The 11,850-nt window shown below is 77.7% G+C and carries 9 protein-coding genes; 5 read left to right on the top strand and 4 right to left on the bottom strand.

Annotation, left to right across the window (positions count from 1 at the left end; all coding sequences use genetic code 11):
* Positions 1-20: 20 nt before the first annotated feature.
* Both BLT39_RS03260 and BLT39_RS03255 read left to right on the top strand, forming a co-directional pair.
* Positions 21-1,130, top strand: a complete 1,110-nt coding sequence (locus BLT39_RS03260) for a glycosyltransferase (RefSeq protein WP_242658119.1) — start codon at positions 21-23, stop codon at positions 1,128-1,130.
* A gap of 107 nt (positions 1,131-1,237) precedes the next feature.
* A complete protein-coding gene (locus tag BLT39_RS03255; RefSeq protein WP_091058434.1) occupies positions 1,238-2,047 on the top strand; it encodes a class I SAM-dependent methyltransferase in 810 nt (269 codons plus the stop codon).
* On the opposite strand, the gene BLT39_RS03250 is transcribed toward BLT39_RS03255, so the two are convergent.
* The 4 genes from BLT39_RS03250 to BLT39_RS03235 are packed head-to-tail and all read right to left on the bottom strand — an operon-like array spanning position 2,020 to position 7,058.
* Positions 2,020-3,138 (bottom strand): glycosyltransferase family 4 protein, encoded by a 1,119-nt coding sequence (locus BLT39_RS03250; protein ID WP_242658118.1) that lies wholly within the window; start codon positions 3,136-3,138, stop codon positions 2,020-2,022. The genes BLT39_RS03255 and BLT39_RS03250 overlap by 28 nt on opposite strands.
* Positions 3,135-4,484 carry an O-antigen polymerase gene (locus BLT39_RS03245; RefSeq protein WP_091058431.1) on the bottom strand — a complete coding sequence of 450 codons (1,350 nt, stop codon included), beginning with the start codon at positions 4,482-4,484 and terminating at the stop codon, positions 3,135-3,137. The genes BLT39_RS03250 and BLT39_RS03245 overlap by 4 nt, the downstream gene beginning before the upstream one ends.
* Positions 4,481-5,374, bottom strand: coding sequence for a glycosyltransferase family 2 protein (locus tag BLT39_RS03240; protein WP_207507538.1), 894 nt, complete (start codon positions 5,372-5,374; stop codon positions 4,481-4,483). Before BLT39_RS03240 ends, BLT39_RS03245 begins: the two co-directional genes overlap by 4 nt.
* Entirely contained in the window at positions 5,367-7,058 is a 1,692-nt protein-coding gene (locus BLT39_RS03235) for a P-loop NTPase family protein (protein ID WP_091058426.1), read from the bottom strand. The genes BLT39_RS03240 and BLT39_RS03235 overlap by 8 nt, the downstream gene beginning before the upstream one ends.
* Positions 7,059-7,263: 205 nt before the next feature.
* Here BLT39_RS03235 and BLT39_RS03230 point away from each other — a divergent pair, with 205 nt between their 5' ends.
* The 3 genes from BLT39_RS03230 (at position 7,264) to BLT39_RS03220 (ending at position 11,846) form a co-directional block, all read left to right on the top strand.
* Positions 7,264-8,514, top strand: a complete 1,251-nt coding sequence (locus BLT39_RS03230) for a glycosyl hydrolase family 28-related protein (RefSeq protein ID WP_165640118.1) — start codon at positions 7,264-7,266, stop codon at positions 8,512-8,514.
* Positions 8,515-9,732, top strand: coding sequence for a glycosyltransferase family 4 protein (locus tag BLT39_RS03225; RefSeq protein ID WP_091058420.1), 1,218 nt, complete (start codon positions 8,515-8,517; stop codon positions 9,730-9,732).
* 98 nt (positions 9,733-9,830) lie between these two features.
* Positions 9,831-11,846, top strand: a complete 2,016-nt coding sequence (locus BLT39_RS03220; protein ID WP_091058417.1) for a hypothetical protein — start codon at positions 9,831-9,833, stop codon at positions 11,844-11,846.
* Positions 11,847-11,850: the final 4 nt, after the last annotated feature.

Raw genomic sequence — 11,850 nt, 5'->3', positions numbered from 1 at the left:
GGCCGTGGCAGGCTCGTGCGGTGAGCAGCCCTCCGCGCGTGACCCTGGTGCACGAACGCTTCACCGAGTTCGCCGGGTCCGAGGCAGTCGTCGAGCAGCTCGCCCGGGAGTGGCCGGACGCCCCGGTGCTCGCCCCCGTCGGCCTGCCCGGCGTCATGCCCGCCGACATCGAGCCCCGGGTGCGGACGACGGCGCTGAGCCGGCTGCTGCGGGGCCGCACCTACGCCCACCTGCTGCCCGCGCTGCCGGTGGCGGTGCGCCGGCTGCCGGTGCCGCCCTCGGACGTCGTCGTCGCCTCCCACCACGCCTTCGCCAACCAGGTCGTGCACGCCACCGACGCCCCCGTGGTGTCCTACGTGCACTCGCCCGCGCGCTGGGCGTGGGACCCCTCGATGCGGGCCGGGGAGATCGGCGGCCGGGTCGGCGGCGCCGGGCTGGCCGCGTTCTCCGCCCTGTACCGCCCCGTCGACGTCCGGGCGGCGGCACGCGTGCACACCCTGCTGGGCAACTCCACGGCGGTCGTGGGCCGCATCCGCGACTGGTGGCAGCGACCGGCCACCGTCGTGCACCCGCCGGTGGACACCGAGAGCTACCGCCCCGACCCGGACGTGCCCCGGGAGGAGTTCTTCCTGCTGGCCGGCCGCCTGGTCGCCTACAAGCGGCCCGACCTCGCCGTCCGCGCGGCCGAGGCGGCCGGGGTCCCGCTGGTGGTCGCCGGGGAGGGCCGGGCCCGCGCCGAGCTCGAGGCGCTGGCCGGCCCGCACACCCGCTTCGTCGGCCGCGTCGACGACGACGAGCTGCGCCGGCTGTTCCGCAGCTGCACCGCGCTGCTCATGCCCGGCGTGGAGGACTTCGGCATCGTGCCGGTCGAGGCCCAGGCCTGCGGCACCCCGGTCATCGCCGTGGACGCCGGCGGCACGCAGGACACCGTGCGGCCCGGGGTCACCGGCGAGCTGGTGCCCCCGGTCGACGCGCGGGACGAGGTGGCCACCTGGGCCGCGGCGCTGCGCGACTTCGACCCGGCCCGGTACGACCCCGCCACCATCCGCCGGCACGCCGAGGGGTTCTCCCGCGCGGCCTTCCGCGAGCGGATGCGGGACGTGGTGGCCGGGGTCCTGGCCGAGGGCTGAGCTCACCCCACCGGGGCACGGGCCGGTGCGCGCCCCGGCGCGCCCGGTCTAGGTTCACCGCACCCGTGCCGGCGCGCGGTCGGGGAGCACGCCACGGAGGCACGTCGATGGAGCACACCCTGGCCGAGGCCGCGGCCGCGGCAGGACCGGCGGCGCCCGCCGGCCAGGACGGGCTGCGCAGCTACCTCACCGACCGCTCGGCGACGGTGCCGACGGCCGGCGTGGGCACCCTGCTGGGCGCGGCGCGGTCGCTGGTCGGCCCCCGGCAGCGCGCCGCGGCCAAGCACCTGGGCACCCGGCTGCTGGCCGGCCGGTCGACCCGCCGGCTGCGCGACCTGCACGCCTCCGGGCAGCCGCTGCTGCTCAACCTGGGCAGCGGGACCTACAACGCGCCGGGCTGGGTGAACGTCGACCTGTGGGGCCTGCACGCGCTGTGGGGCGTGCACCCGGACGTGGTCTGGGACCTGCGGCGCCCGCTCCCGCTGCCCGACGGCTCCGTCGACGCGGTCTTCAGCGAGCACGTGCTGGAGCACCTGCCGGCCGCCGTCGGCCTGGCGGCGATGGACCAGGCCTTCCGGCTGCTGCGCCCGGGCGGGGTGGTCCGGGTCAGCGTGCCCGACTTCGGCCGCTGGGCCGCCGACTACGCCGACCGCCGGGCCGGCCGGGCGTCCTCGCCCGACCTGCTCGACCTGGTCCGGCCCGGCCGGCCCACCGACCTGCTGGCGCTGGCCGAGGTGGTCTACGACCACGGGCACGTCTCGGTCTGGGACACCGACACGATGGTGGCGCTGCTGCGCACGGCCGGTTTCGTCGACGTGGCCGCCTCGGCGTACGGGCAGGGGCGGGTCAGCCCGGTGCCCGACGCCCCGCACCGGGCGGCCGAGAGCCTCTACGTCGAGGGCGTCCGGCCGGCCTGACCCCGCCGGACGGCGTCGACCGTCCCGGCGGCCACGTCGTCCCAGGTCCGCGGGGACGGCGGCGCCGTCCGCCCGGTCCGTGGCCGGCCCAGCTGGTCCAGGACGGCGGCCGCCCAGGCCGCGACGTCCTCGGCCGGCAGGTGCAGCGCGCGGTCACCGCTGACCTCGACCAGCGCGGCGTCGGTCGAGGTGATCAGCGGGGTGCCCAGGTCCAGCGCCTCGGCGGCCGGCAGCCCGAACCCCTCGGCGAGGCTGGGGGCCAGCACCACGGCCGCGTTCTCGTACAACCACCGCAGGGTGCCGTCGTCGATGCCCTGCAGCTGCTGCAGGCGGCCCGCGGCGACCAGGGGCTCGAAGTCCGGGCCGTAGGACTCCTCGCCCCACGGCGGCGGGCCCACCTGGACCAGGACGGCGTCGGGCCGCTGGGTCACCACCCGCCGCCACGCGGTGATGATCGTGGGCAGGTTCTTGCGGGGCTGGGTGTCGCCCACGACCAGCGCGAAGGGCCGGCCCGCCAGGCCCGGCACCGGCACCGGCGCCGAGGTGAGCAGGGTCGGGCTGGTGGCCAGCGGCACCGCGGTGCTGCGGGCGGCGGTCCGCGGGTCGAAGGCGGTCAGCCGGGACCGGGTCGCCTCGCTGACGCAGACCAGGGTGTCCGCGCCGCGGATGGACCCGGCGTAGGGCAGCTGCAGGAGCGTGCGCTTGGCGGCGCCGAAGTCCTGCGGGCGGTCCATGAGCAGCATGTCGTGCACGGTGAGCACGCCGTGCGTGCGCCCGAGGCCGCGGGGGAGCAGGTGCTTGACGCCCTGCACGACGTCGTACCGGCCGCGCAGCCGCGCACCCAGGGCGGTCCGCTCGTAGGCGGGCAGCGCGGGCCCGGGCAGGGCGGGCAGCACGTGCACCCGGTCGCGGGAGCCGACCAGGTCGGTGAGCCCGTCGACGGCGGCGCGGTCGGCCAGCAGGTGCAGCTCGACGTCGGGACGGCGGTGCAGCGCGCGGGCCAGCTCGACGGTGTAGCGCACGATGCCGCCGCCGCGGGTGCTGCCGGGGACGTGGCCGGCCATGAGCAGCCAGCGCAGCGGACGGGTCACCGCCGTCCCCCGACCAGGACGGCGTGCGCCGGCGTGGGCGGCCGGTCGCGCTCGGACCGCAGGTGCGGTTCCCGGCGCGGGGTGGTCGGCCGCCCGACGTAGAGGGCGACGACGAGCAGCGCCAGCACGGCGGGGACGACGCGGCCCTGGGTCCAGTAGAGGTAGCGGGGCAGGTCGAGCAGGCCGGTGACCACCATCGGGTAGAGCAGCATGCCGACCGGCGACCCCTCCAGGAACCCGCGGAACAGCAGGCCGATGGCCACCCCGAGGACGACGAAGAACAGCAGCCCGCCCACGGTGCCGAAGTCCACGAACGGGGTGGTGAAGCCGCCCGGGTTGTTGAACTCGGGGTTCCCGAACCGCTCCAGCACGTCCTGGGACACCGCCGGCGCGGGGGCCGAGAGGCGGTCGTAGAGGTCGAGCTGCGCGATGCCGGGCGCGGTCCAGAACGCCGCGATCGAGTCCAGCGGCAGCCGGCCCGGGAACGGGTCGTGGTCCAGGTGCAGCTGGCCGTTGTTGTAGGAGGTGGCGTAGTAGCCCACCAGCCGGATCAGCGCGAAGACCGGGAACGTCTCGTCGGTGCGGGTCTTGAAGAACTGCCAGCTGCGGGAGTACTCGAAGGCGGCGAAGAGCACGAAGACCAGCGGGGTGAGCACGACCGGGGCCCAGGAGGCGGCCAGCCGGCGGGCCCGGGAGCGCGAGCGGGCCGCGGCGAGCACGACGATGACCACCGCGGGGACGGCGACCTCCACCAGCGCCAGGCGCTCGCTGGCCACGAACGACCGGATGAGGCTGAGCAGCAGCACGATCGCCAGCTGCCAGGCCAGCCGCCGCTGCCAGCGGGTGACCAGCACCCAGGTGGCCACGACGACGAAGGCGATGCCGACCTGGGTGAGGCTGGTGACCCCGGCGATGCCCTGCAGGGCCTCCTTGGCCTGCCCGCCGTAGTTCTCCTGCGTGACCAGGGCCTGGACGACGGCCGCGGGGTCCAGGCCGTTGGCGATGCCGGCCCCGGTGTAGAGCACGTAGCCGCCGATGGTGACCCAGAACAGGCCCTGCGCCGCCGCGGCGAGCCGGTCGGGCACGACGCCGGGGGTGGGGATGAGCGTCCGCCGGCCGCGGGGTGCTAGGACCGCGGTCGCCGTGGCCACCCCGGCCAGCACCAGGGCCGCGACGGCGATGAGCAGCAGCGTGCTGTCGGTGACCGACTTCGAGGTGCGGTAGAACAGCCGGAACGCCGAGTCGTCCAGCCGCCAGGTGAGCAGCAGCGTGATCGGCACCAGCAGCGACAGGGCGCCCGCGGGCGTGATCCACCACGGCGCCCGCGGCCGCACCGGGCTGGTCACGAGCCGGTCCCGGCCGGCCAGTCGCGGGGGCGCCGGTCCACCCAGCCGGCCCAGGTGCCGCGCAGGTAGGCGATGTCGGCCCGGGCCAGCGCGCGCTGCCCGCGGGCGAGCCGGACGCCGGCGCCCACCGCCTTGCGGGCCGAGTACCAGGCCAGCAGCCAGCGGGGGAGGCGGTGCAGCCGCCACAGGTGCCCGTTGCCGCAGCCGTAGCGCAGCATCTTGGCCACGAACCGGTCGTCGGCCTCGTCCCGCGGCTCGTCCTGCAGCACCACGACGGCGGGGTCGTACCGCACCGCGCCGCCGTCGTCGAGCACCCGCAGGAGCAGGTCGGACTCCTCGCCGGCGCCGTACCAGCCGGCCGAGCCGACGCCCATGCCCTCGTCGAAGCGGCCCACCCGGTCCAGCCGGGACCGCCGGAAGAACATCGTGCTCATGATCGAGGTCTTCATGAAGTTGGTCCGGGTCACCGGACCGCCCCGGTCGGGCCAGCGCAGCATCGACGGCCGGCCGTCCACGGTCTGCTGCTGACCGGACAGCCCGTCCAGCGACGGCTCCGCCGCGAAGGTCGCCAGCACCCGCTCCAGCGCCCCCGGCGGGAACCAGCAGTTGTCGTCGGGGAAGCCGAGCACGCTGCCCCGGGCCAGTTCCAGGCCGGCGTTGCGGCCCACCGAGGCGCCGCGCCCCGACGTGGTGGCCGCCCACGGCAGCGGGGGGTCGAGCTCGGCGAGCAGCCGGGCGCAGGACTGGTCGCTGCTCTGGTCGCACACCACCAGCTCGACCTGGCCGGCCGGGGCGGTGCGCACCAGGGAGTCCACGAGCCGGGCGAACTCCTCGGGCCGGCCGACGGTGCTCACCACCAGGGAGAGCACCGGTGCGGTCGGCTCACCCACGGCTGGTGGGCAGGCCGGCCCGCTCCTCGGCGGGGACCACCGGCATGCGTCCGGTCTGCTCCGACGGGTCGGGTGCGTCGACGGGGGCGTCCGCGGGTGCCTCCTCGACCGCGTTCGGCGCGGCGGCGGGGGCGGGCGCTGCTGCCTCGGGCCGGGCCGTCTTGCGGGTGCGCCGGCCGCTGCGCGGGGCGTGGTTGACCACGATGCCCGCGGGGGTGGCGCCCGCGCCGTGCAGGATCTGCACGGCGCGGTCGACGTCGGCCACCCGGCTGGCGCCGACGGCGGTCACGACGACGGTCTCGCGGCACTGCAGCGCGGCGCGCAGGGCCTCGTCGGAGCGGTCCAGCGGCGGGGCGTCGACGACCACCGCCCAGCCGGCCGCGGCCGCGGCGTCGGCCAGGCCGGTGGGCACGAGGTCGGCGACGCTGCCGCCGGCGGGCACCTCGAGCACGGCCAGCCCGGGCACCGAGCTCGCGCGGCGGACCGGCAGCTCGGTGGGGCGGTCGTCGGGCACGCCGTGGCCGGAGGTGTCGATGCGCCCGCCGAGCAGCAGCATGGACGGCTCGCGCAGCCCGCCGACCAGCTCGGCGGCCTCGTCCAGGTCGTAGGTGACGAGCAGGGTGGGCCGGCGGACGGCGGCGTGCCGGGCGTGGGCGATCGCGGTGAACGTCGTGCCGACCGCGGGGGCGGGGCCGACCACGGCGAGGCTGCCGCCGTTGACCGGGCCGTCGGGCAGCTGCAGGGCCTGCAGCTGCACCACCCGGCGCAGGTCGCTCGCGCGCCGGCCGCGGGCGGCGACGGGCAGGTCGGGGGTGAGCACGGGGACGCCGAGCCCGGTGACGTCGTGGGCGTCGCGGACCCGGCCGCGCAGCGAGGAGACCACCGGGGCCAGGACGCCGCCGAGCAGCGCGCCCACCAGGACGGCGGCGACGACGGTGAGCACCGCGGTGGACAGCGCGCCGCTGGGCTGGGCGGTGGCCTGCTGGATGACCCCGGCGACCTGGCCGGTGTCGGCGGCGGCCCGCTGCAGGGTGTCGCGCGCGCCGAGCAGCTCGACGTTCTGCTGGGCCAGCGCGGCCCGCTGCTGCTCGTTGACGTCGACGCCGTTGGTCGGCGGGGTGGGCAGCGCGTCCAAGGCCTGCTGGTTGGCGGTGATCTGGGACTCGACGGTGCCCTGCAGGCCGGTGATGCGCGCGGCCAGCCGCTGCTGGCGGCCCGCGACGTACAGGTCGGCGGCCGACTGCGCCTCGGCCGCGGCCTCGGCGGCGGTGCCGGCGGTGGCGGTGATGGTGATGACGTTGGAGTCGCCCACCCGGACGGCCTCCAGCTGCACGTCGTCGACCGGCTGGCCCACGGCCGCCGCGACCTGGGCGGCCAGGTCGGCGCTGTTGAGGCTCACCAGCTCGGTCTCGACGTAGGTGGCGTTGCGTGCGGCCTGGTCGCCGTCCACGGCGCCGGTCGTCGGGTTCTCCACCGAGCCGGGGTCGGGGTAGCTCTGCACCAGCGCCGACGCGCTCACCTCGGGGTCGGCGGTGGCGGCCAGCACACCGCCCACCGCGCCGAGCACGACCGCGCCGACCAGGGCGCCGACGAGGGCGCGGCGACGGCGTCCGGACCCGCCGGGGCGGCGTGCGGGGTCGTCGGCGGAGGAGGCGTCGGTGCCGGGTACGGCCTGGCTGGTCACGATCGTGGCTCCCCTTCGACCCGGCCGTCGTCGTGCAACGCACGGTATGGTCACCGGAACGCCGAACCGCCCCGTGGCGGGGGCCGGGCCGTTCGAGTATCCACGACCGAGCCTGGCAACTGGCCCAGGTGGACCCTTCGGCGCAGCAATGTGTGCAGAGCCGCACCACGCCCCCCGGCCCTCGACCGACGACGGGACAGTGCTCATGGCCGCCACCGGCAGCTCGACCGCCCCGCCCCAGGACGCCCCGCCCGAGCAGGCGCCCCCGACCCGCCGCCGGCGGGGACCGCTGATCGCCGCCGCCGTGGTCGTGCTCCTGGTCGCCGCCGGCCTGGTCTGGTGGCTGACCGGCCGGGGCGGGTCCGGCGACCCCGACCAGGCGGCCTACGACCCGGCCGACGCCGTCCGCGTGGAGGACTACGGCGCGGTGGGCGACGGCCGCACCGACGACACCGCCGCGGTGCAGGAGGCCTTCGACGCCGTCCGCCCCGGTGGCGCGGTGCTGCTGGCCGAGGGCCGCACCTACGCGGTCGACGACGTCCTCACCCTCTCGGTCCCGGGCGCGGTGCTGACCGGGGGCGGCACGCTGCTGTCGACCGACGAGGAGCGGTCCGCGCTGAAGGTCGCCGCCGACGACGTCGTCGTGCAGGACGTGCGGCTGACCATCGAGGAGACCTCCCGCCGCTTCGACGCCTTCGAGCAGCAGCGGCTGTGGCTGGACGGCCACAGCGGCGTCGTCGTGCGCGACGTCTCCGTCGAGGGCTCGGCCGCGGCCGGCATCTACGTCTACGGCACCCGCGACTTCGTGCTCGACGGCGTGCAGGTCAGCGGCACCCGCGCCGACGGCGTGCACATCACGGCCGGGGCATCGGACGGCGAGGTGCTCGCCCCGCAGGTCCGCGACGTCGGCGACGACGGCGTGGCGGTGGTGTCCTACGCCCAGGACGGCGACCCGTGCGCGCGCATCCGGGTGGTCTCGCCGGTCGTCGACGGCACCGACGCCCGCGGCATCTCGGTGGTCGGCGGCACCGACGTCACCTACACCGACATCACCGTGTCCGACACGGCCGCGGCCGGGGTCTACGTGGCCGCCGAGGGCAGCTACGACACCACCTCGGTGGACGGCGTCCGGGTCGAGGGCGGGTCGGTCACCGACGCCAACACCGACGAGGGCATCGACCACGGTGCGGTCCTGGTCTACAGCGGTGCCGACGGCCGGTCGGTCGACGACGTGACCGTGTCCGACCTGGAGGTCTCCGACACCCGCCCGAGCGCCAGCCGCTGGCTGGGCGTGGTCGTGGACGCCGGCAGCGTCGGGGGCATCTCGCTCACCGACCTCGCCCTCGACGGCGACGGCCCGGACTCGGTGTACGGCACGAACGACGACGACGCGGACGTGACGATGACCGGCATCACGCGGGACGGCGACGACGTGGCCGACCGCGAGGGGAACTGAGTGACGGGGCAGGGGCCCCGCATCCTGGTGACGCTCCCCGACGTGGCGCAGCCGGCCGACGGGGGGAAGCGGCTGCGCTGCGCCGGGGTGCTGCGCGGGCTGGCCGCCGCGGGCCGGGTGGACCTGGCCGTGCTCTTCTCCACCGCCCCCGAGGGCGGTGACCCGGTGCCCCCCGGCGTCGAGGTGCAGCGGTGGCTGCGGGTGCAGCCGGCCCCGCGCGGCCGGGTGGCCGGGGCGGCCACGGCGCTGGCCCGCCGGCTGCCGGTGCACGTCGGCGCCCAGCGCTGGGACGTCGTCGAGGCCGAGCTCGGCCCGTGGCTGGCCGAGGACTACGACCTGGTCTGGTTCGGCGGGCTGGACCACGCGCGGGCGCTGCACCCCGTGCTGGCGCGGCGGTTCCCGCGCGCCCGCTGGGTGGTCGACTGCGACGACGTCGAGACCGAGAAGTGGCGGGCCTACCTGGAGGCCGGCAGCGGCGGCCGGGTCGAGCGGGTGCAGCGCCGGCTGGAGCTGCCGCTGTGGCAGCGCATCCAGGACGACGTCGCCGGCTGGGCCGACGCGGTGGTGGTCTGCAGCGAGCTGGACGCGCAGCGCTTCGGCACCGGGCCGGTGGCCGTGCTGCCCAACACCTACCCGGAGCCGGCGTCCGTGCCGCCGCCCCCGGCCGGTGAGCACCCGGGCGCCCCGGTGCTGGCCCTGGTGGCCAACTGGGGCACCGACCAGAACGTGGACGCCGCCGGGTGGGGCGCGCGCGAGGTGCTGCCGGCGGTCCGCCGGCTGCTGCCCGGCGCCCGGCTGCGCCTGGTCGGCCGCGAGGCGCACCGGGTCGCCGAGCTGGCCGACCTGCCCGGCGTCGAGGTGGTCGGGCCGGTCGAGGAGGTCGGCACCGAGCTGGCCGGCGCCGACGTCGTCGTGGTGCCGATGCGCTACGGCGGCGGCACGCGGCTGAAGGTGCTGGAGGCCTTCGCCCACCGCCGGCCGGTGGTCAGCACGACGCTGGGCAGCGAGGGCACCGGCGCCGTCGACGGCGAGCACCTGCTGCTGCGCGACGACGCCGCCGGGACGGCGGAGGCGGTGGCCCGGCTGGTGAAGGACGCGGAGCTGCGCGACCGGCTCGTCGACGCGGGCGAGCAGCTCTACCGCGACCGGTTCCGGCCGGCCGCCGCGGTGACCGCCGTCGGTGCGCTGGTCGACCGGCTGCTGCCCGGCGCCGGCTGAGCACCTCACCCCGGCGGGGGAGGAACGGGTCCCGGTCGGCTCCGTAACCCCCTACGGTGCCTCCGGGGTCGTGGTGCACGCGGCCCGGGAGGGGAGCCGTGGCGGTCGCGACGTTCGACGTCTTCGAGACCGTGCTGGTGCGCGCCCTGGGCGGCCCCGAGCACGTGGCCGAGGAGACCGGCCGCCTGCTGCGGGCCCGGTGCGTCCTGCCGGTCTCCCCGGCGGTCTACGCCGCCGCCCGGCGGGCCGCCCAGGACGACCGCACCCCCGACGTCGCGGTGCACCCGCGGCTGGCCGACCTCGCCCGGGACGTCGCCGACCGGCTCGGCGTGCCCGGTGCCGCCGCGCACCTCGAGGCCGCCGAGCTCGAGGTGGAGCGGGCCGCCTGCCGCGCCGTGCCCGGCGCGGTGGCCCGCGTGGACGCCGCCCGCGCCGCGACCGGCCGGGGCGTGGTGTTCGTCTCCGACACCCCGCTGCCCGCCGCGTTCCTCGTCGAGGTGCTGCGGCGGGAGGGCCTGTTCCGGGACGGCGACGACCTGGTCGCCTCGGCCGACACGGGCAGCTCCAAGCAGCACGGCGCGCTCTTCGACGTCGTCCGCGAGCGGCTCGGCGACCCGGCCGGGGAGCTGCGGCACACCGGGGACGACCGCTGGTCCGACGGCGTGCACGCCCTGGAGCGGGGCTGGCAGGTCACCCTCGACGGCAGCGCGCACCTGGCCGGCCGGGAACGGCTGCTGGCCGCCGGCGGGCGGGCCACCGACGGCCTGGCGGCCCGGCTGGCCGCCGCGGCCCGCACCGCCCGGCTGCAGGGCGCCGCCGCCGGCCTGGACGCCGGCCTGGTCTCGGTGGCCGGCACGGTGGCGCTGCCGCTGTTCGCCGGGTTCGCCCGCTGGGTGCTGGACGAGGCCGCCCGCCGCGGACTGGACCGGCTGTACTTCGTGGCCCGGGACGGCGAGGTGCTGCGCGAGGTGACCGCGCGGCTGGCGGCGTCCCGGCCCGGGGCGCCCGAGCTGCGCTACCTGCACGGGTCCCGGCGCAGCTGGACCCTGGCGTCGGCCGGCCGGCCCGGGCACGACGTGCTGGCCGACCTGTGGGTGCCCGACGGGCTTGCGGTGGAGGACCTGAGCCCGCGCGAGCTGCTGCACCTGCTCGACCTCGACCCCGACGAGGCCGCCGCCCTCGACCCGGCCGCCGTGCCGCCGGGGACCGCGGACCGGCCGCTGGGCGCGGGGGCCCCGGCGTTCCTCGCCGCGCTGGCGTCGGGCCCGGTGGGCGCCGAGGCGGCCCGGCGGGCCGGCGGGCGCGCGGACCTGCTGCTGGCCTACCTGGACCAGGAGGGCGTGACCGCCCCCGGCCGGGTCGGGTTCGTCGACGTCGGCTGGACCGGCCGGGCCACCCGCGCGCTGGAGGACCTGCTCACCGCCGCCGGCCGGCCGGTGCCCGCCGCGCACCTGTTCGTCGGCCTGCTGGCCCCGGCGCAGCGCACGATGGGCGACGAGCTGTTCGACCGCAGCGCGGGCTGGCTGCTGGACGAGGCGCGCGGCCGGCACGCCCGCAGCCGGCCGGGCGAGGACCCGGTGATGCTGGTGGAGACCCTGGCCATGGGCGGCGAGGGCACCACCACCGGGTTCGCCGAGCGCGACGGCCGGGTCGGCCCGGTGCTGTCGGCGCCGGTCAACCCCGCGACGGCCGGGTGGGGGTTCGCCGACTACCGCGCCGCGCTCGACCTCGCGGTGGCCGCCTTCGTCGACGGCGACCCGCCCGGCACGGCGGTGGACCTGCGGCCGACGGCCTGGCAGCAGCTGCTGGACCTGTGGCGGCACCCCACCCGCGCCGAGGCCCTGGCCTGGGGCGCCCAGCCCTACGGGGAGGACTTCGCCAACCAGCGCTGGTGGCCGCTGGCCCGCCCGCTCACCGCCCGCCGGCTGCTGCGCCGGGCCGGGGTGGGACCGGCGACCTGGCGGGAGCCGACGTTCTGGCTGGCCGGCACCGTGCGGCTGAGCCCCGGCCCGGTGCGGTGGGCCGCCCGCTGGCTGGGCCGGGTCGACCGGTCGCGGCTGGCCCGGGTCCCGCTGCGGGTGCGGCGGGAGCTGCTGCTCCGCCGCCGCGGGTAGGACC

Source organism: Klenkia brasiliensis, assembly GCF_900100695.1.
Classification (GTDB): Bacteria; Actinomycetota; Actinomycetes; order Mycobacteriales; family Geodermatophilaceae; genus Klenkia; species Klenkia brasiliensis.
The sequence above is the reverse complement of the archived record's forward strand: the minus strand, read 5'-3'. Positions and strand labels throughout refer to the sequence as shown.

Coding starts and splice junctions, on each gene's coding strand:
- BLT39_RS03255 (WP_091058434.1), top strand. CDS start 1,238: ATGGAGCACACCCTGGCCGAGGCCGCGGCCGCGGCAGGACCGGCGGCG.
- BLT39_RS03230 (WP_165640118.1), top strand. CDS start 7,264: ATGGCCGCCACCGGCAGCTCGACCGCCCCGCCCCAGGACGCCCCGCCC.